We start from the raw sequence: 20423 nt of genomic DNA on the forward strand, positions 1-20423 counted from the left end.
GCTCGACCTGCGTTGGATACGGGCGCTGATCGCGTGTTGGGCTCTACCGGTGTCGGATCCGGGACCATGGTGGTGCTCGAATCGCTGATCGCACATGCGTTTTCGGAACACAGGTGACGAGAGTTCGAAGTTCAGGGAATCGGAAACGAAATCGGCAGGATTGCTTCTGCGCGAGTCCAAAAAGGAAGTCGCGTTGGGATCGTTGCCACTTGCGAATACGAAGAAGGCTTTGAGCTGAGGAAGCGGAGAATCAGTGCCATGTTGAGACGACGAGGCGGACCAGGAATCATCGGCACAATGGCCACGACGGCGGTCGTGGCTGGCACTGCCGGAGCTGTGCATCATCGCCAGGATCAGCGATATCAGAACAAGGCGATGCAACAACAGCAAGACTACCAGGTGCAGCAGGCTGCATACGATAGCCAGGCGCAAATCGCAGACCTGCAAGCACAGGTGAATGCGATGCAGAACCAGCAAGCCGGCGGCGCTCAATCGGCCACTGGAGGATCCGACATCATGGCTCAGCTTCAGCAGCTATCGACCATGCAAGCGGCAGGGCTTCTGACACCAGAACAATTCGAAGCCGCAAAGAACAAGCTATTGGGTTCATGACGTTTTCGGTCGTGTGTCGCCCTGGGTCTTACTTCCGGTCGAGCGAACTCCTTCTCGTGTTGTGACTTTGCAATCATGCTGACGTTCGGCAAGCGGTCATGGCGGCGAGGGGCGCATTGAGCCGCTACTCGACATTCGAGTACGACGGTCTGCCCAACCGCACTCGAAAGGCAACGGGGCCAGCGGGTTCACCAGCAGAGCAGGAGACGGGACCGTATGGAGTCGGCGACGAGTCCGCGCAAGATCAGCACATTCAGCGCGGCGTTCATGGGCATCGGTGCCATGGTCGGGGCAGGTATCTTCGCATTGCTTGGCGAGGCGGGAGCAATCGCTGGGACTGCTGTGTGGCTCTCATTCCTGATTGCCGGTGGTATCTCCCTCCTCCAGGGTTATTCGTTTGCCAAATTGGGGCGCGTCTACCCTTCACGCGGCGGGATGCTCGAATTCTTTGTGAAAGGATTTGGCAACGGCCACATGACCGGGGCAACGTCATGGCTCTTCTACCTGGTGGGTCAGCTCATCACTGTGATGGTGGCGTTGTCATTCGGTAGCTACGCCGGAGCGCTTTTCTTCGGGGATGACGTGACGGTCCAGGCGGAGAAACTGCTTGCGATTGGCATCATCATCGTGATGGCGCTGCTTAACATGGAACTTGCTCGCGGAGCCGTCGCCCGCGTACAAACCGGCATCGTCTGGGCAGTTGTAGCGATCCTGGGCGGATTCGCGTTTATCACGCTTCGCAATGCAGACTATTCTCTCCTATCACCAGATGGGTATCCGGGCGTCTCGTCGATCATTTCGAGCGTGGCCATCACGTTTTTCGCGTTTCTCGGATTCTCTGTGGTTGCGTTCATTGGACCCGATATGGACGACCCCGACAAGAACCTGCCGCGTGCAATGTACTTATCACTCATCCTGACCACTGCGCTCTACGTTGCAATTGCGATCGGCGTGTTCGGGATGTTGACGCTCGATGAGGTGATTGCCGCCGGAAACACGGCAATTGCAGCGGCTGCTGAACCGGTGCTCGGCGCGGCAGGCTTCACCATCATGACCATTGCTGCAGTGTTTTCCACGTCATCGGCTGTGAACTCGCAGTTCTTCGCGACGACCGGTGTCACCGCCTACCTTGCCGAGATCGGCCAGTTCCCACCGGTTCTCGGGCAGAAGACGGGGAACTACGGCAACCTGGGCACTGTCATTTCGACGGTCGTTGTCATCGCGCTGACGCTGATGTTCGATTTGTCAGCCATCGCTTCCATTGGAAGCGCGGTGGCGTTGCTCATTTTCATGCTGGTCGGAATCGCTCACTTGCGGCTGATCGATGAAACCGGCGCTCGCCGCTGGATCATCTATCTCTCGATCATCACAGTCGTGATCACACTGCTGGTTTTCACGTTTGTGACCTTAGTCGACGAGCCGGCAACGGCCATCGCCATGGTGATCTTTCTCGTATTGGCAGTGATCATCGATCGAATTTGGCGCGGTATCAGCTGGCTCAACCAACCACTGCCCACACAGGAAGCGTCGGACACGTCTACGGTCTGAGCAGTCTGAAACTAGAACCGCGCGGTTGAGTGATGCATCGGTACCTCAAGAAGACGCTGGGCGTCGGCTCACTCCAGCCCGATCGACAGCGCCAAGCAGTGCCATGAGGGTCGTCATTTGCCCAGGTTTGAGCTAGTTCGGCTCACTCCTCGAATGCATTCGATTACCACTTTCCAGCGATTACGGCGTCCTGCACCGGCGAATAGGATCGAACTCGTCAGGAGTTCGATCCCGTCTCTCCGCGGGCGATTGGAGGTGGAAACAATGAGCGGCTATGGAGTTCATTCCGAAGTCGGGACGTTGCGGAAGGTCATCGTCCATCGCCCGGAGTTGAGCCTGAAACGGCTAACACCGGGGAATCACGACGAACTGCTCTTCGACGATGTGCTTTGGGTCGAGCAGGCGCAACGCGAGCATGATGCATTCGTCGAGGTGCTCCGCAGCCGTGGCGCCGAGGTGTTCTACGTCCAGGATCTTCTTGCGGAAGCGTTGGCGGCCAGCGACGTGGCGCGCGATCGAATCATCGAGCATGTCGCCGGCGCCTATACGGTTGGGTGGTCAGCATCCGACGAAGTTCAGTCGCTCCTCCAGGGGTTCAAGCCAGATGTGCTGGCAAAACATCTGCTCGGTGGCCTCACGATCGGCGAGTCCGGGCTCGACATGAAGCGACTTGGCTCGGTCTCCCTGCTTGCGGCTGCAAGCGACGATCCAGATGCGTTCCTCCTTCCGCCGCTCCCCAATTCCCTCTTCACCCGTGACTCTTCATGTTGGATCTACGGCGGCGTTTCGGTAAACCCGATGTACTGGCCGGCGCGCCGCCGCGAGGCCTTCAACATGATGATCATCTATCGCTATCACCCGATGTTCGATGGTGCCGACTTCGACTGGTGGTACCCCCACCGAGGATCGGACGGGCAGGCCATCCTGACCGATTTCGGCCAGGCTGCGCTCGAGGGTGGTGACGTGCAACCCATCGGCAACGGAACCGTGCTGATCGGCATGAGCGAGCGCACGACAGGCCGCATGATCGAACAGATCGCGCATGGGTTGTTCAAGGCCGGGCAAGCGGAGCGCGTGATCGCCGCAGTGATGGGCAAAGACCGAGCCCACATGCATCTCGACACCGTATTTACCATGCTCGATCGCGACGTCGTCACTGCGTACACCGAGGTTGTCGACAAGATCCGAGCCATCAGCCTGCGTCCCGGGAAGAAAGAGGGCGACTTTCACGTTACCGAGGAGGGGAGCTTCCTGGGGGCTGTCCAGGATGCGCTTGGGGTATCCAGGCTTCACGTGGTTGGAACCGGTGGCGATACGTATCAACAGGCCCGCGAGCAATGGGACGATGCCAACAACACGGTTGCATTGGCACCAGGGGTCGTCATCGCATACGAGCGAAACACCTTCACGATCTCCAAGATGCGCGAAGCCGGAATCGAGGTTATTCCGATCCAGGGATTTGAGCTTGGCAAGGGACGTGGCGGCGGCCACTGCATGACCTGCCCGATCCTTCGCGACCCGATCTAGGTCAGGATAGGAGAACCCATGCGCATCTGGGCGTATCTCTTTGGAGTCATCGCAGCGGTGGGAATCGTCGCGCTTATTGTCACGGACAACCGTGCGGATGGCGAGACGGTCGCCCCCCAGGCGGCCAACACCACGGCGGACTTGGAAGCCGGCGCTTTCGAGGCATCCATTGGGCTCCTGTCACCCGCGACATCGATCCAACTCTTGATAGATGGGGGGACGTTGCCCGAGTCGGCAATCGCGCCGCTCGAGGAAGCGTCGGGGCAATATCAGCAAGCGCTATCAGTACCGCCTGCAGAGGCCGCCGAACTCCTCGAACAATCCCTGGCGAACCTGAACGAGGCTGAGGCGATCGTTGAGGAAGCTGCGATCGATGCGTCGAACCAGGTAAGCAAGGACGCGCTCAAGCGGAGTGCGTCCGCGATCGATGCCATCGCTGCACGCGTCGAATCGGATCTCGGGCTGGTGCAACAAACGGGGAGCCCGGTCCCATCCGTGGTCGCCGAGGGAGAAGAGAAATGACCGAAGCTGCTGCTTCAACGCCGATTCAACCTGAGCCGTCCGAGAAAAAGCACGGTTTCAAGATGCCCGGCGCGTACACGATTCTGTTCATCCTGATCGTGATCGTGGCCATTTCCACGTACTTCATCCCAGCAGGGGTCTACGACCTGAATGCTGACGGCGAGCCGATCCCTGGCACATATCACGAGGTCGATGCTCAGCCAGCGCGCATCATCCGCGATTCACTCAGCGCCCCAATCGAGGGCATGTACGGCATCCAGGATGAAACCGGGAATGTCAACGCATTCAACTACGGTGAGCTCTATGGAGCTATCGATGTCGCGCTCTTTGTAATCATCGTCGGAGGCTTTCTGGGTGTGACGATGAAAACCGGAGCAATCAACACTGGGATCAACAGCTTGGTGAGGTCGCTCAAAGGGCGCGAGAAGCTCATGATCCCGGTACTTATGTGCATTTTCGCACTCGGCGGCTCCACGTACGGCATGGCGGAGGAAACACTCGCGTTTTACCCACTCGTTGTCGCAGTGATGATTGCCGCTGGATACGACGCGCTGACCGGCGCCGCGATTCTCTTGCTGGGTGCTGGGATCGGTGTGATTGGGTCGACAATCAATCCGTTCTCGACCGGCATCGCATCCGGATTCGCCGATGAGTCGATCGCTGACGGATTGCCCGGGCGGCTAGTCATGCTCGTAGTTGGTTCGGCCATCGGTATCTTCTGGGTGATGCGGTACGCGGAACGGGTCAAAAATGACCCGTCCAAATCGCTCGTCTTCAGCATGAAGGAAGAGAACGAGCAGAAATTCCTCTCCTCGAGCGCCGGAGAGGTGAATGAGTCGCTGACCGGAAAGCAGAAGATTTGCCTGATTCTCTTCTTCTTAGGATTCCTCTTCATGATGTACGGGGTCATTCCATGGTCGGATCTCGGGCTTGGGTTGCCCACCCTCTGGTGGTGGTTTCCTCAGATGAGCGCCTCGTTCATTCTCTTTTCGATCCTGATCGGGATCGTCGGCGGGCTTGGCGAAGAAGGATTGACCAATGGATTCGTCGATGGGGCTCGCGACCTGCTTGGGGTTGCGTTGATCGTTGGAGTGGCACGGGGTATCTCCGTGATCATGAACAACGGTCAAATCACCGACACGGTCCTGCACTGGGCGGAAGACGCGGTTAGCGGCTTGAGTGGGGCCACCTTCCTTATCCTGCTCTTCCTCTTGTTCATTCCGTTGTCATTTCTCATTCCTTCCAGCTCCGGTTTGGCGACTGTGACGATGCCGATCCTGGTGCCGCTTGCTGGCTTCGCCGGAGTCACCGGATTTCTTGTTGTGTCCGCATATCAATTCAGCTCTGGATTGGTTGCGTTGCTCACCCCCACGTATGCGGTCGTGATGGGCGGCTTGGCCATTGCCCGGGTGCCCTATCCCACATGGGTGAAGTTCGCGATTCCTGTCGTCGTAGCGCTTGGAATCTTGAGTGTCTTGATCCTGTTGGGAGGTAATGCCCTGCAGAGCTGATGTCGACGTTTTGAAAGCGCGCAGTCCGGTTGTTCCGGATCCAAGGGAGACAAGACAGATGAAATTCGAATTCTCGGGACGTGACCTACTGGATGTTGGCGAGTTGACCAAGGACGAGTTCGTCCGACTGCTCGATTTGGCGGCCGAGTTAAAAGCAGCCAAGAAGGCCGGTAATGAATTCGAATACCTGCGGAAAAAGGAGATTGTGCTCATCTTCGAAAAGACCTCGACTCGCACGCGTTGCGCATTTGAGGTCGCCGCGTACGACCAGGGCGCTCATGTGACGTACCTCGGACCAGAGGGGTCGCAGATCGGCCACAAGGAGTCGATGAAGGACACCGCCCGCGTGCTTGGCCGCATGTACGACGCAATCGAATACCGCGGCTTTTCGCAGGAGATGGTCGAGACACTCGCCCAGTATTCCGGTGTGCCGGTCTACAACGGGCTGACAGATGAGTTTCATCCAACGCAGATGTTTGCGGATGTCCTCACCATGCGCGAGCACAGCTCCAAACCTTTGGAAGAAATCGCGTACGCGTTCCTCGGAGATGCTCGCAACAACATGGGCAACTCGTTGCTGGAGTCCGGCGCGAAGCTTGGAATGGATGTGCGCATCGTCGCCCCGAAGCACCTCTGGCCACACGACGATCTGGTAATGAAATGCAAGCAATGGGCGGCAAAGAGCGGCGCGCGTATCACATTGACCGAAGACATCAGTGAGGGAGTGCGCGGCGCAGATTTCGTGCACACCGATGTCTGGGTCTCCATGGGAGAGCCGATGGAGGTGTGGGGCGAACGAATCGAGCTGCTGCGTCCGTATCAAGTCAATGCCGCGGTTCTTGCGCAAACGGGCAACCCGAACGTCAAGTTCATGCACTGTTTGCCAGCGTTCCACAACAACGAGACAAAGGTGGGCAAGGAAATCGAAGAGAAATACGGGATCGTTGGGCTGGAAGTTACGGAAGAGGTCTTCGAGTCGCCGGCCTCGATCGTCTTCGATCAGGCCGAGAACCGCATGCACACCATCAAAGCGATTCTGGTCGCAACCCTGGCTTCGTAGGACCGTCAATAGTCGTCGACCGGGATTGCCGCGATGTCTGCCGACTTGCCCAGTGCTCGACAAGACGAATCAATTCCGACGCCTTCGCTTGCCGAAGCATTGGTCGCTGTTGGGGTGCTTGTCACGCTGCTGGCATTGTCGGTCTACCTCTATGGTCTCGATTCGAGCAGCGGACCGATCCAGGTGAGTCTCCTGACAACGTCGCTCTTTGTGGCGATGTTGGCCGCGCGTCGCGGGGTGTCGTTCGACCATCTTCGGATTGCAATCATCGAGGGCATTTCCGCTGGCCTGGGCGCGATATTCATTCTGCTCGGGGTCGGTGCGTTGTTGGGGATTTGGAACATGGGGGGCACGATTGCGACCGTTGTCTATTACGGCCTTGATCTGCTCGAACCGAGCTATTTCTATTTCGCGGTCAGCATCGTTTGTGCAATCACGGGGTTGGTAACCGGCAGTTCGTGGACGACCGCTGGAACTCTTGGCGTGGCATTTGTGGGAATCGCGAAGGTACTGGGCATGGATCCCGCAATTACGGCGGGAGCTGCGATCTCGGGGGCGTACATGGGCGACAAGATGTGCCCGCTCTCTGAGACCACGGTCCTTGTGCCAAGCATCACTGGCGCCAAGCTGTCCGCTCACATCAAGGCAATGATGTGGACTGTTGTCCCGTCGTTTAGCATCGCCGCGGCACTTTTCTTGGCACTGAGTTTGCGAGCGAACCCTACCTCAAATTCACTGAATGTCGACGAAGTCAAAGCGACGCTCGACGCGACGTACAACATCGGCTTGGTCACGCTCCTACCGATCGTCATTCTTATCGTCTTGAGTGTGCTCCGGTTTCCTCCATTTGTTGCGATCTACCTCACTGCGCTTGGGTCCGGAATTCTGGCCTGTTTCACGCAACGTGACCGGGTCGATGCCTTCGTCGCCGATCCGAGTTTGGGTCCGGTCTTGACCTCCATCAAAGCGATCATTTCGGCCGCGGGAACTGGATTCACACTCGAAACAGGAAATGCCTCCATCGACAAACTCTTCAGCGGAGGTGGTATGTCCAGCATGCTCACGACGCTGTGGTTGATCATCGGCGCCCTTACCTTCGGAGCAGTAATGGAGCGAGCGGGGTATCTCGACGCGCTGGTTGCTCCACTCTTAAGGCACGCCACATCCAGCGGGCGACTGACTCTTGCCGTAGCGTCGAGCGCCATCGGACTCAACATTCTCGCTGGTGACCAGTATGTTGCAGACGTGATTCCAGCAAAGACTTTCAAAGAAGAGTTCAGAAACCGGGGGTATCGGCCGGAAACGCTCTCTCGCATTGTTGAGGACAATGGGACAGTAACATCCGTGCTCATTCCCTGGAATACATGCGGCGCATATCACGCCGCGGTGCTGGGAGTCGCAACATTTGACTATCTTCCCTATTGCTTCTTCAACTTGATCAACCCCTTGCTTTCCATCGTTTACGGATTCTTGGGATTCCGAATGGAAAAGTTCAAAGACGGGGAACGTGATGGCGAATCTGCAATCGACGCCAGAATTGCTATCTGAGGAGGTCCGAGATGAGTAGTGCGCCCGTTGGCCGTGATGAACATTGGTACAAGGATTCTCCAGAGAATGCTTGTAAGCAGCTCGGCGTCGTTCCCGCAATCGGTCTCTCGTTGGAAGAAGTCTCCAGCCGGCAGTCGAAGTACGGGCCGAACAAGCTGGCTGAGCAACCACCTGAACCTACCTGGAAAGCATTCCTCCGCCAATACAAGGACCTGATGCAGATCGTCCTCATTGGTGTTGCGGTCATCAGCATCGTAGCACTGGGCGATCTTGGCACTGGATTGCTGATTCTTGGGTTGACCGTTTTCAACGCTGTGCTTGGGGTAAACCAAGAGGGAAAGGCCGCTGAGAGCGTCGCCGCGCTGCGAAAAATGCTGATCATGAAATCCAAGGTCCGCCGCAGCGGTGAGATTCAGGAAACACCGGCAGAGGAGCTGGTCCCAGGCGACATCGTTACCTTCGAAGCAGGCGACAAGGTCCCGGCCGATGGACGGCTGATCAATGCTGCGTCGTTGCAGATCGAAGAGGCTGGTTTGACCGGAGAGAGCGCCCCCGTCGACAAGGACATTGCCACGATCTCGGCTGACGACGTGCCACTCGGAGACCGGGTGAACATGGCCTTCATGAACACAACGGTGACACGTGGCAGAGGCGAGATGGTGGTAACCGGCACCGGGATGCAAACGGAAATGGGCGCCATTTCGAACATGCTTGGGCAGGTGGAGCAGGAGAAAACGCCGCTCACCAAACAGCTTGACCAGCTCACCATCGCGATAACGATTGCTGCCGCCGCCGCGCTTGTGCTCATCGTGGCCATCGGACTGTATCGAGACCAGTCGGCTGAGCAGATGTTGCTCCTGGGCATCAGTCTCGCGATTTCAGCAATTCCAACGGGTATGCCGGCCGTGGTCACCACGCTTCTTTCTATCGGGACGCAACAGTTAGCGGAAAAGGGAGCGATCATCAAGCGGCTGCGATCCGTCGAAACACTCGGAGCCACATCCGCCATCTGCTCGGACAAGACCGGCACGTTGACACTCAATCAGATGACAGCACGCCAGATGGTGATCCCGGGGCGGAAATACGAGATTGATGGGGAAGGGTATTCGACCGTTGGCAAGATTCTGCGAGTGGCCGGCGAAGGAGAGCCCGAATTCGATGAAATCCTCATGCCGATGTCACTTTGCTGCGATGCGGTGGTCTCAGATGGGGAAATTGTCGGCGATCCGACCGAAGCCGCGCTGGTTGTGCTGGCGGCCAAGGGAGGCATCGATGTTTCTGGAACGCGCCAGCAATACCCGCGCGTTGCCGAGGTTCCGTTCGATTCCGCATACAAGTTCATGGCTACGTTCCATGAAATGGAGGGAAAGGACGGGAAGCCCACCGTTCGTTGCTATGTCAAAGGCGCGCCCGATGTCATCCTCGCGCGCTCGTCATCAGCGCGGTTGTCAGATGGGTCGCTGACCGACATTGCCACCTACCGTGACACCGTGTCGGCGGAAAACGATCGGTTGGCCAGCGAAGGTCTGCGCGTTATGGCGGTTGCGTCACGAGACATTCCTCCGAAGTCTTTCGATCCAAATGGGAACTTGATGGCGCAAGTCCAGGACTTGCAGATGCTGGCCCTGGTGGGCATAGTCGACCCGCCGCGCAAAGAAGCAAAGGACGCGATCGCGCTCTGCAAGGATGCCGGCATCCGCATTCGCATGATCACAGGAGACCACGCGACAACTGCTGCTGCGATTGCGAAACAACTCGGCATCGAGGGTGAGGCGATCACCGGAGCAGAGTTTGCTGCCATGAGCGACGAGGAGCTCGATCGCCGCGTGGCGAATATCGGGGTGGTCGCGCGCGTGGCGCCGGAAGACAAGGTCCGCTTGGTCGACATCCTCAAAAAGCAGAACAACGTGGTGGCGATGACTGGGGACGGCGTCAACGATGCTCCCGCGCTCAAGCGAGCGGACATTGGCGTCGCCATGGGGATCACCGGCACGGAGGTCACCAAGGAAGCTGCCGAAATGATCCTGACCGACGACAACTTCGCGACCATCGTGAAGGCAGTCGAGGGCGGTCGAGGACTCTATGACAACCTCATGAAGTACGTTCGCTTCCAGATTGGCGTTCTGGTGGCATTCATCGCGCTCTTCGTGTTGGCCGGCATTTTCAACATTGCGAAGGGCAGCCCACTCAATCCGCTTCAGGTTCTGTGGATCAACTTCGCGATTGACGTGCCGTTGGCGATTGGTTTGGGGTTCGATGCCCCGACGGCAGGACTCATGAGTCGGCGACCGCGACAGGCGAACGCTGCCGTCTTGCCACGCCCCCTTGCGATTCGGCTGATCTCAGCGGGGCTCTTGATGTCGGTTGTTGTCCTTGGCATCGTCAGGTACGCAGAGGACCACTACGGCCTGCCAGTGGCGTTGACCATGGGATTGACAACCTTGTCGCTCTGTCATGTTGTCGCTGCCATCACGACCCGCGATCCTGACCGGAGTGCGTTATCGCTCTATACGTTCGTCAACCGGCGATTTACGTACATGATTGGTCTCGTCACGCTCTTGACAGTGTTGGCGTCCGAGCTGGATTTCATGCAACGAATCTTCGACACGGTCTCGCTCACGAGGAATCAGTGGCTCATCTGTCTCTTGGGTACGGGCCTGCTGCTGGCGATCTATGAGGTTGGGAAGCTGGTGCTCGGCAAGACAGGCTGGCTTGGAGTGTCTGCTGCACAATCGGGTCGGCCAGAGGGAGCAACCGTCTCAATTGCGCCCGAAGGGGCGAACCCATAGTGCACATCGCAGCAATTGTCACCGACTGAGCCAGAGGAGAGCAGTCATGAGGATCGTCATCGCGCTTGGGGGCAATGCCCTACTCGAACGTGGGCAGGCAATGTCGCAAGAGAACCAGGAAGCCAATGTCCGCACTGCTGCCTCCGCAATCGCGCCGCTCGTTGCTGAACACGAGGTAGTGGTTACCCATGGCAATGGACCGCAAGTCGGTCTCCTCGCGCTTCAGTCGCACGCCTATTCCGGTGTGGAGCCATATTCACTGGACGTACTTGGCGCCGAAACGGAGGGGATGATCGGCTATCTGCTGGAAATCGAGCTTGGGAACAGGCTCCCACCCGACCAGCCGATTGCAACAATCCTAACCATGGTCGAGGTGGACGCCAACGATCCCGCGTTCGACGATCCAACAAAGTTTGTCGGCCCGATCTACGAAAAGGCCGAGGCCGATCGAATCTCTGCCGAAAAGGGCTGGGTGATGAAAGCTGATGGCGCGAAATGGAGACGAGTGGTCCCGTCTCCTGCCCCGCGGCGCATCTTCGAAATTCGCCCCATTCGCTGGCTGCTCGACAAGGGAACGCTCGTCATTTGCGCGGGAGGAGGAGGAATTCCAACTGCGTTTGCTGCCGGGAACCAACGGACCCTCGAAGGAATCGAAGCTGTTATCGACAAGGATTTTGCCAGTGAACTCCTGGCGCGTGAGATCGGCGCAGATCTCTTTGTCATGGCTACTGATGTGGATGGTGTCTACCGAGGCTGGGGGACGGCCGATCAGACCCGGATCGAGACGATTCGGCTCTCCGAACTCGAGGGCGTGTCGTTTCCCGCTGGGTCGATGGGGCCAAAGGTAGAGGCAGCCGCTCAATTCGTGCGGGAAACCGGGAACATCGCCGCGATCGGTTCCCTCAACGACATCGAGGGCATTGTTGCGGGCAACAAGGGAACGCGGTTCTCCGCGTAGCACCCTGGAGCGATAGATTCTGTGGACAACCCAACACAAATCACCAGCGACACTTTGAGCGTCGGGTCAGCGCCACAAGACGGGCTCTTGACTGGGTCAGATCGACGGCTTGCACTTCTGCTCGCGATGGCGATGTTTGTGCTTGTGGTCGATACCTCCCTAATGAACGTATCGATCTCGGCAGTTGTTTATGACCTTGGCACAACAGTCAGCCGGGTTCAGTCAACGATTGCGCTCGAAGCGTTGATTTCGGCATCGTTCATTCTCATTAACAGCAAGATCGGAGACCTCATCGGTCGCAAGCGCGCCTACGTTCTCGGTCTGTTGGCCTACGCGTTGGGTGCGGCCGCGATGGTGCTTGCGCAGAGCATGACCGCCATTGTCATCTTTTGGGCCATTCTCGGTGGGCTCGGTGCGTCGTTGCTCCTACCGGCCATGCAGTCGTTGATTCATGGCAATTTCGAGGGGACCGCACAGACGAAGGTTTACGCCATGGTGGGCGCGTCGGCTGCCATCGCTGCTGCAATCGGTCCATTGATTGGCGGGTTCATCACAACCTATCTCTCCTGGAGAGTCGGGTTTGCTCTGGAAGTCGTCATCATAGCCATCGTCCTGTCCGGCATCAAGCTTGTGAAGGATGTGCCATACACCGGCGAGCGAGGGATCGACATTCCGGGCGCGGTATTGTCGGTGATCGGGATGGGGGGCGTCGTGCTTGGGATCCTGGTCTGGCAGGAAGGTGGAGAGTCCGTCGCCATATTGATTGCGGTTGGTGCGTTTGCGATGGGCGCGCTCGTGTACTGGTTGATGCGACAGAAGCGCCTTGGAAAACGCGCACTGCTCGACATCGACCTCTTCCGCTCTCCGCACTACCGCCTGGGTATCTCGCAACAAATGTTGCAGCAACTGGCGCTCGGTGGCGCGATGATCGTGCTGCCAATCTTTTTCCAAATGGTGCTCGAGTACAACGCAATGAAATCGGGGCTCTCGATTGCTCCGCTGTCACTGAGCATGTTTGCGATTGCCATGATCGCTGGGCGACGAGCTGGCAAGCGTCGGCCGGCCATCATCGTGCGTGCGGGCTTTGCGTTGTTGGCAATCGGATCTGCCTTGCTCATCATCATCGTTCCCAGAGCAGACAATGGATGGGCCTTTGCTCCGGCCTTGATCGTCATGGGAAGCGGCTTGGGACTGCTGGTCTCACAGCTCAACAACTACACGCTTGCTCCGATCTCTGACGATCGCATCAGTGAGGCAGCCGGCGTGAACTCCGCCGCCGGTCAATTCGGGCTGTCAGTGGGATTGGCGCTCGCTGGAGCCATCATGTTGGCAACATTGGCCTGGGCATTCACTGACCTGGCCGATCAGAGCACCGTACTCACACCAACTGAGCAGGAACAAGTTGCTACCGCGTTGGATGAAGACGCGGAAGTCATGAGCAATACGCAACTTGAAGCGATTATCACGGATGTGCCGCCCGAAACCAAAGAAGAGGTGCTCCGAATCAACTCTGAGGCACGCCCGTTTGCGTTGCAGGTAGCGCTTCTCGTCCCGTTGCTGGCCGGAATCATTGGATTGTTTCTCTCGTTCCGTATGATTCGCCTCCCTGACATTGAAAATACCGCTGATCGGCCGTCGGTTCTGGGTGCATGACCAGCAAGTGCGCCAGAGACCGATTTCGAAAGGAGCACCAGAAGTGCCCGATCTCATTGCCATTACCTACCCAGACTCCGGCACTGCAGCCAAGGCAATTGAGCATGTCGACTGGGCTGGATTCGACAAGCGAGTCGACATCATTGACGCATGTTGGATGTCGAACGAAAACGGCAAGGTCGTTGTACGGCCAGGTGGCCATCCGGTTCTTGGACGTGCGGTTATCGGCGGCACACTTGGACTTGTGATCGGTGCTGTGTTCGCGCTTCCAGTGGCCGGAATCGCAGCTGGAGCGGCACTGGGCGCGCACCGCGGAGCTAAGAAGGCACATGAGCGGGACGATCCATTCATCGCGTCAATTGAATCCGAGGTCGCATCAGGCGGATCAGCGTTGGTCGTTCTATTCGAAGGTGGCACTGACACCGAGGGTGCGGGCGCCGACCTTCTGGAATTCGGAGGAACTATCAGAAGTACAACGATATCAGCCGAACGGCTGGCGGAAATCCAGGCCAGGCTCGATCTCGCTGGAGGTTGAGTTAATCACGCACGCTATCTAGGTCGCAGGTCGTTTGGGTCGTTACCCAGATGAGATGCGAGAGGAGACTTCGCATGAAGAATAACATCGATCGGATTCAGTATCACCGCGCCGCGTTCCGAATAGCCGCGGTCCTTGGCGTTGCCTTGATGCTGTTCATGGCGGTGAGCGCAACGTTCGCCCAGGATGCTACCCCGGTCTCGATGAGCCCATACGATCCGGCCAACTGCGCCACTGAGCCGATATCCACCGACCATATGGCGAGCCTGCTGGAGACTCCGGTCTCCCAGCCTGTGCAGCCGACAGATGCAAGTGGAGTTGTGGCGCTGCCGACCGGTGGTCCTGTGAGCGAGACCGACCAGGCGCTCGTGGTCGACACGCTCGAGCAGCTCTGGGCATGCAATAACGCCCGCAACAAGGCGGCGGTTTATGCGCTCTTCACCGATCAAGCGATCCAGGAGACGATCGGCTTCACCGATGGATCGTCCTGGGATGCCGCCGATCTGCGCGCCGATGTGGCGGCTGCATTGACACCCGGAGAGCCTCGATCGGAGGAAGAGTGGGCCACCGTGAACTCGATCGTGAGCGCCACCACCTATGACGACGGTCAAATTGGCGTACTCATTCTGAACACCGATCCACTTGTCGCGGATGGCGACCAGGTGCTCGACTATTTCCGCTTCATCATCGTGGATGGTGTCGCCAAGGTGAGCCAAGTTGTGCTCGATCCGTATGACCTCACGTCGGGGTATGGATTCGAGAAGTCTTCCTAACGACAGGAAACCGACATGCGGTCGGTGAACGAAGGAGCCACGGATGACATCAAGACTGCGAAATCTCCGTGAGCGCTGGGTGATCGTTGGGGGCATGCCGATCCATTACTGGGCGTCGGTTCCCACCGAAGACCAAAGTTCGCCGACCCTTATTCATTTGCACGGATTCGGCATTTCTGGATCGTATCTGTTGCCGACGGCAGACCTGCTCGCCGCGGAGTTTCCAACTTGTGTTCCGGACCTGCCAGGATATGGCCGCAGCCCGAAACCCGAGCATGTTTATGGAATTCCGGAGCTTGCGCAATCGGTGATCGGATTCATGGACGCGCTCGGGATCGAGCGTGCGTGGCTGGTAGGAAACTCGATGGGATGCATCGTGGCGATCGAGACAGCCAACGAGGCGCCGGATCGAATCGAAGCGGTGGTTCTGGTTTCGCCTGCCGGTGGCCAGAACAACCGACCGATTTTCAAGGGAGTCGGACAACTCGCGATCGACAGTGTGCGCGAGCCAGTGCGTATGTATCGCATCGCGCTCCCTGACTATCTGCGATTCGGCATGATCAATGCGGGGCGACTCTTTTGGCGGATGATCCACTACCCGACGGTCGACCGGTTTCAGGAAACGACCACGCCTGCGCTGGTCGTGATCGGGCGAAGGGATCCCCTCGTCAATGGGGCGCGAATACTGGAGGGGACTGCGTCGAATCCGCAGATTCGGGTCGAGTACATCGACGACGCAGCCCATGCCATCAACTATTCACATCCAGAGGTGCTTGCGAGGTTGATTCGCGACTTCCTTTCCGAGCGCCACTTCGAAGGTGAGCGCGTGATCCTGGTTGCCGATATCGAATAGGCTCCAGTTCCCTATCGGAACGTGACTGCGCCTCGAACGGCTCCTCATTCCACGTTACTGCAGATGATCACTATTAAGGGCCGCACCGCTGAGCTCCGTGGGGACGCCGATCAGTTTCCTGCCGGTGTTTGAGGACGAGTCTCCTGCTGGGAGCGAATTGCTGCCCAACAGGTTCATGTTGTCGTTGGCTTGGAAGCTGATCTCCGACCGCCACCTCGGCGGTTGAGGGCAGATGGAAGCGAACGCAATGCTCCCAGGACGTCATTCGCGGGATTCGCTTCGATGTCTGTTGGGCGCTCAGCCGGATCGATACAAGCTAGCCAGCGCCACTTTCAGTTGAACGCGAGAAGTCGATGTGGTGCCGCGTTGGACATGTGCAGTGCAGATGGTTAGCTGCGGTACGCCCGGCGTGACTCGAACACGCGGCCTCTTGCTCCGGAGGCAAGCGCTCTATCCACTGAGCTACGGGCGCGCAACCGTGAAGCTGTCGAAGCACTGTCCCGGAAACCGGGCCGACAGAGTTCGATCAGCTTCCCCATATGATACATGCTCCGTTCTTCTGGCTGTGGTGGTTCCCAGAAAGCGCCGCACGATTCATTCTCAGCCAGGCATCGGCCCGGTCGCCGGTTCCTGCGGGCGCGGGCGCAAGCGGACCGAGAGCCTGGAAAACCCGTTGCCGGGATAGACGCCTCGTTGCGCGGAATCCCCAGCGACACCTTTGATGACCGATGTGCGGGCGAGGAGTTCCTCCAGCGCGACGCGTAGCTCGAGCCGAGCCAATGGCGCGCCGATGCAGTCGTGGATTCCGGAACCGAACACGAAGTTGCCCCGCTGATCGCGGTCCAGGTGAATTCTTTCAGCATCGGGAAACGCTTGCTCGTCGCGGTTTGCCGCCATCCACATGAGCGTCACCTTGGAGCCTTCCGGAATCTGTCGGCCACCTATTTCGACGTCCTCGCTGGTGGTACGCCGATTTGCAACCAGTGGATCGTCGACGCGCAAGATCTCGTCGACGGCCGCCGCGATCGAAGCAGGGTCGTTTCGGAGTCGTTGTTGTAGCTGTTGGTCGGTCACCAGGTGAAAGATCAGGATGCCGAGCCCCGCCGCGACTGTTCCATGCCCAGCGATCCAGTTGCGCAAGATGCTGCCCCTGCCGTTGCAGCTGCTCAACCATTTCCGCTTTTTGCTCGAGGAGTACCTCGGCGATGACGTGATCTGCCGGAATGCCGGCCTGTTCGGCGATGGCCTTAGCCGTTCCTTTGTGATCGCCAGTAAGCATCCAGACATCGAGCCTCAGCGCGCGCATTTCCTGCACCGCCTCCGGTGATTCGGGGCGAAGTGCATCTGCAACCGCAAGATCCCAGCGATCTTACCGTCGATCACGACGTAGATCGGAGTCGCGCCTGTTCCGCAAGCTGCTGCGCTTTTCAGCAATCGTGCGCCCATCGATGCCGAGCTGGTCCAACAGTCCGAGGTTCCCCGCAGCAACCAACCGACCAGCAACCATGCCGGTAATGCCGCGACCGGGAATAGCCTCGAAGTCCTCTGCCGGTTCGAGCACGACATTCCGTTCTGCGCAGCGGTGACAATGGCTTCACCGAGCGGATGTTCTGAGCCAACCTCCAGCGCTGCTGCCACAGGATGTCGTCCTCGGTGAACGGCGCTTCGGGCGAAATACCGCTCACTGTTGGCCGGCCACTGGGTCAACGTGCCGGTCTTATCAACACGATCGCGGTAATGCGCTTCGCGCCTCCAGTGCTTCACCTCCCCGAATCAGAACACCATTCTCGGCAGCCTTGCCGGTTCCCACCATGATGGCAGTTGGCGCGGCCAGACCCAAAGCGTAGCGGACACGCGATGACCAGCACCGCGATAGCAGGTAATCGCCAGCGTGGTGGCGTCGGCTGCTGGTCCAAGAAGTACCAACCTAGGAACGTGAGGAGCGAGACTACCAAGACAATGGGAACGAAATAGCCGGAAACGGTATCAGCCATGCGCTGCATGGGAGCCTTCGACCCTTGCGCTTCCTCAACGAGCCGAACAATCTGTGCCAAAGTCGTATCTTCGCCGACCTTGGTGGCTCGAAAGACGAATGACCCGGTCGTGCCAATCGTGGCTCTGATGACCGGTCCCCCGGCCTCTGCCAACCGGAAGGCTTTCACCGGTCAACATGCTTTCATCGAGCGTCGAGCGTCCCTCGACGATGGTTCCGTCCACAGGGATTTTCTCGCCCGGCCGAACCCGTACGAGATCGCCGACGACCACGGCCTCAAGAGGGACGTCGATTTCCGACCCGTTTCGCACTACGCGAGCCGTGGTGGCCTGCAGGCCCATCAGCGCGCGACGCTTCACCAGTGGATCGCTGGCGCGCGCTTCCAGCCAGCGACCCATCAAGATCAGCGCGATGATGATGACGGCCGACTCGTAGTACAGATCGAAGGGCAGATCCCATCGCAAAGCCAGATGCGGCCAGAGGGTGACAAAGGCGCTGTATCCGAACGCCACGCTGGTCCCGACAGCGACGAGGGGTATTCATGTTCGCGGAACCGTGCTTCCCTGCCGCCCAAGCCGCCTGATAGAAAATGGCTCCGGCCCATACCTGCACAATCGTTGCAGCGATCAGCAGCAGCGGGGCGAGGGTGACCATACTGACATCCAGGGGCAGATACATCAGTCCCATCATCACCAGACCGATGGCCAGACTGACGAACGATTTGCGCTTCAGATCGGCAATCTCGGCGTCCCGCCGGATTTGGCGCTCGTCCTGCGCAGGGTACCTGTCATATCTGGAACTGTCACGCTCTTGGCGACAGAGAGTTGGCCCACGTGGTAACCGGCCCGCTCAACAGCTCGCTCGAGATCCTCGCGTGAAACCCGTGCTGGATCGAATACAACCGATGCTTGTTCGGTCGCCAGGTTGACGTTCGCCTGTGCAACGCCGTCTACCTTCTCCAGTGCCTTTTCGATCCGTCGGACACATGACGCGCAGGTCATCCCCTCCACCGGCAACTCGATGGTGCCCGTGGATCCGTTTAGAGAAGCGTGCCCATTGCTCGTAATCGCCGACGGTGCGGGAGCGGGGGGAGGCGCCACGGGTCGTGCCTGATAGCCCGCCTTCTCCACCGCCGCCTCAAGCTGAGCTGTCTCCACCAGCGTGGGATCAAACCGAACGCTCGCTCGCTCCGTGGCGAGGTTCACCGTCGCTTGGTCGACACCGGGAACCTTCTCAAGCGCCTTTTCCACCCGTCGCACACACGATGCACACGTCATTCCTTCTATTTCAAATTGCACATCGAGCGTCGTAGCCGACATGGGACCTCCATTTACGTCTGTATTCAAGTAGGGGACATCAGGTAACCAAGCGATTCCCGGTGCCCTTGGGCACCGGGAACCTGCGCTATGTGCCTTGCCAGGTGCGGTTAGTTGCCGCCGGCCTCTTCAAACGCCGAGACCGGATAGGACTCCTCCGCCAGCACGTCCCTGAGCTGGGTGATCGAGACCGTCTGCGGGTCGTAGTTCACCAGGATGGTTTTTGTAGGCAGGTCAACCGTCACCTGATGGACGCCGGTTAGCGGTGTAAGTGCCTCGGTCACGGTGCGTTCACAGTGGTCACAACTGAGATCAGGAACGGTCAACTTCGTCATGCTCATGGTCTGCTCCTTCGCGCTCTTTGGAAGAGCGACTTCATTGGACGATTGATACCCCCTGGGGGTATAATGCGAATAGGATACACCCCGGGGGTATACGGGTCAAGTCATAGGCTTGGCCAACTCCCGAGAAGGAGCTCGCGTTATGGAATCAGCAATCCCGTCGATGGAAGCGTCTGCGGCTGAGCCAGCCCGGACTACGGATTACGAGGCAGATCGAGAAAAAATCGTCAAGCGGTTGCGCCGCATCGAGGGGCAGGTGCGCGGCGTGCAGGCCATGGTCGAACGAGACGATTACTGCGTGGATGTGTTAACACAGTTGTCAGCAGTGATGGCTGCTACCCGATCAGTCGGCTTGGCAGTCCTCGATAGTCACATCAGCGGATGTGTGATGGGAAGTTGCCGACATGGGCATCACGACCAGCAAGAGCTGCTTGATGAACTTTCCACGGCCATCGAGCGGTTTGTGAAGGCCAATGGCTAATTCGGCTGATCCCGTTCGGAGCAGCTAAGGTAGACGCATGTTGATACGGCACACGCTTCCTTCTCTTACCGCGGTGGCGTTGTCCCTGACGCTGGCGCTGTTGGCGCACGACGTCCTGATGGCGGCCGATGGGCCGGTTCATCCGCCGCAGCACCGACTCCACGCGACTGCAGTGGTTTCCACAGATCGACCCATGAAAGCGGATCTTTTGCTTGCCGTTGCTCCTATGCATCCTGAAGGATGCGCTCCGAGTTTGCCGGCAGTTGCCCCGTTGAAATGGCCGTCAGCTGGCTCGCACACGAATAGCGTGGTGCTCATCAATCAAGAGCGCTACATTGCCTTGGAAGTATCTGAATCGAGAACTCCCCCAACCTGCTCTCCTCAGGTCCGTCGCGCATTGTTT

General features: G+C 58.4%; 19 protein-coding genes and 1 tRNA gene. 15 read left to right on the plus strand and 5 right to left on the minus strand.

The features are described 5' to 3' along the window. The first annotated feature begins 258 nt into the window (after positions 1-258). The 13 genes from R2855_05645 to R2855_05705 all read left to right on the plus strand — a co-directional run bounded on the left by R2855_05645 (position 259) and on the right by R2855_05705 (position 15889). Entirely contained in the window at positions 259-612 is a 354-nt protein-coding gene (locus tag R2855_05645; GenBank protein ID MEZ4530499.1) for an SHOCT domain-containing protein, read from the plus strand. 216 nt (positions 613-828) lie between these two features. Further along, on the plus strand, positions 829-2160 hold the full coding sequence (locus R2855_05650) for an APC family permease (protein MEZ4530500.1): 1332 nt from the start codon (positions 829-831) through the stop codon (positions 2158-2160). Between the two features lie 264 nt (positions 2161-2424). Further along, positions 2425-3687: an arginine deiminase gene (locus R2855_05655; protein ID MEZ4530501.1), complete on the plus strand. Its 1263-nt coding sequence runs from the start codon at positions 2425-2427 to the stop codon at positions 3685-3687. An 18-nt stretch (positions 3688-3705) separates the two neighbouring features. Continuing rightward, the gene (locus tag R2855_05660; protein MEZ4530502.1) at positions 3706-4209 is read left to right on the plus strand and encodes a hypothetical protein; all 504 of its coding nucleotides are present in this window, start codon (positions 3706-3708) and stop codon (positions 4207-4209) included. Further along, complete coding sequence (locus R2855_05665; GenBank protein ID MEZ4530503.1) at positions 4206-5720, plus strand: hypothetical protein; 1515 nt, start codon at positions 4206-4208, stop codon at positions 5718-5720. The genes R2855_05660 and R2855_05665 overlap by 4 nt, the downstream gene beginning before the upstream one ends. A 58-nt stretch (positions 5721-5778) precedes the next feature. After that, positions 5779-6780, plus strand: coding sequence for an ornithine carbamoyltransferase (locus tag R2855_05670; GenBank protein ID MEZ4530504.1), 1002 nt, complete (start codon positions 5779-5781; stop codon positions 6778-6780). A gap of 33 nt (positions 6781-6813) precedes the next feature. Next, a complete protein-coding gene (nhaC, locus tag R2855_05675) occupies positions 6814-8328 on the plus strand; it encodes a Na+/H+ antiporter NhaC (protein ID MEZ4530505.1) in 1515 nt (504 codons plus the stop codon). Between the two features lie 11 nt (positions 8329-8339). Continuing rightward, positions 8340-11117: an HAD-IC family P-type ATPase gene (locus tag R2855_05680; GenBank protein ID MEZ4530506.1), complete on the plus strand. Its 2778-nt coding sequence runs from the start codon at positions 8340-8342 to the stop codon at positions 11115-11117. Between the two features lie 46 nt (positions 11118-11163). Continuing rightward, positions 11164-12075: a carbamate kinase gene (gene arcC, locus R2855_05685; GenBank protein ID MEZ4530507.1), complete on the plus strand. Its 912-nt coding sequence runs from the start codon at positions 11164-11166 to the stop codon at positions 12073-12075. 132 nt (positions 12076-12207) lie between these two features. Then, positions 12208-13728: an MFS transporter gene (locus tag R2855_05690; GenBank protein MEZ4530508.1), complete on the plus strand. Its 1521-nt coding sequence runs from the start codon at positions 12208-12210 to the stop codon at positions 13726-13728. A 43-nt stretch (positions 13729-13771) separates the two neighbouring features. Next, positions 13772-14263, plus strand: a complete 492-nt coding sequence (locus tag R2855_05695) for a DUF1269 domain-containing protein (protein MEZ4530509.1) — start codon at positions 13772-13774, stop codon at positions 14261-14263. 74 nt (positions 14264-14337) lie between these two features. Next, positions 14338-15036 (plus strand): hypothetical protein, encoded by a 699-nt coding sequence (locus R2855_05700; GenBank protein ID MEZ4530510.1) that lies wholly within the window; start codon positions 14338-14340, stop codon positions 15034-15036. 43 nt (positions 15037-15079) lie between these two features. Next, a complete protein-coding gene (locus tag R2855_05705) occupies positions 15080-15889 on the plus strand; it encodes an alpha/beta fold hydrolase (GenBank protein ID MEZ4530511.1) in 810 nt (269 codons plus the stop codon). Positions 15890-16288: 399 nt separating this feature from the next. On the opposite strand, the gene R2855_05710 is transcribed toward R2855_05705, so the two are convergent. Beyond that, positions 16289-16361 (minus strand) — tRNA-Arg (locus R2855_05710). A 128-nt stretch (positions 16362-16489) separates the two neighbouring features. Then, entirely contained in the window at positions 16490-17029 is a 540-nt protein-coding gene (locus tag R2855_05715; protein MEZ4530512.1) for a cytochrome P450, read from the minus strand. Between R2855_05715 and R2855_05720 the strand changes: the two genes are divergently transcribed. Next, positions 17022-17216, plus strand: a complete 195-nt coding sequence (locus R2855_05720) for a hypothetical protein (protein MEZ4530513.1) — start codon at positions 17022-17024, stop codon at positions 17214-17216. The two genes, R2855_05715 and R2855_05720, sit on opposite strands and share 8 nt — an antisense overlap. A gap of 701 nt (positions 17217-17917) precedes the next feature. On the opposite strand, the gene R2855_05725 is transcribed toward R2855_05720, so the two are convergent. The 3 genes from R2855_05725 to R2855_05735 form a co-directional block, all read right to left on the minus strand. After that, positions 17918-18394 carry a hypothetical protein gene (locus R2855_05725; protein ID MEZ4530514.1) on the minus strand — a complete coding sequence of 159 codons (477 nt, stop codon included), beginning with the start codon at positions 18392-18394 and terminating at the stop codon, positions 17918-17920. A gap of 216 nt (positions 18395-18610) precedes the next feature. Then, a complete protein-coding gene (locus R2855_05730) occupies positions 18611-19201 on the minus strand; it encodes a copper ion binding protein (GenBank protein MEZ4530515.1) in 591 nt (196 codons plus the stop codon). Between the two features lie 107 nt (positions 19202-19308). Further along, complete coding sequence (locus R2855_05735; GenBank protein ID MEZ4530516.1) at positions 19309-19539, minus strand: heavy-metal-associated domain-containing protein; 231 nt, start codon at positions 19537-19539, stop codon at positions 19309-19311. 142 nt (positions 19540-19681) lie between these two features. Between R2855_05735 and R2855_05740 the strand changes: the two genes are divergently transcribed. Continuing rightward, positions 19682-20020 (plus strand): metal-sensitive transcriptional regulator, encoded by a 339-nt coding sequence (locus R2855_05740; GenBank protein ID MEZ4530517.1) that lies wholly within the window; start codon positions 19682-19684, stop codon positions 20018-20020. Positions 20021-20423 lie beyond the last annotated feature (403 nt).

The organism is Thermomicrobiales bacterium (assembly GCA_041390825.1).
Lineage (GTDB): Bacteria > Chloroflexota > Chloroflexia > Thermomicrobiales > UBA6265 > JAMLHN01.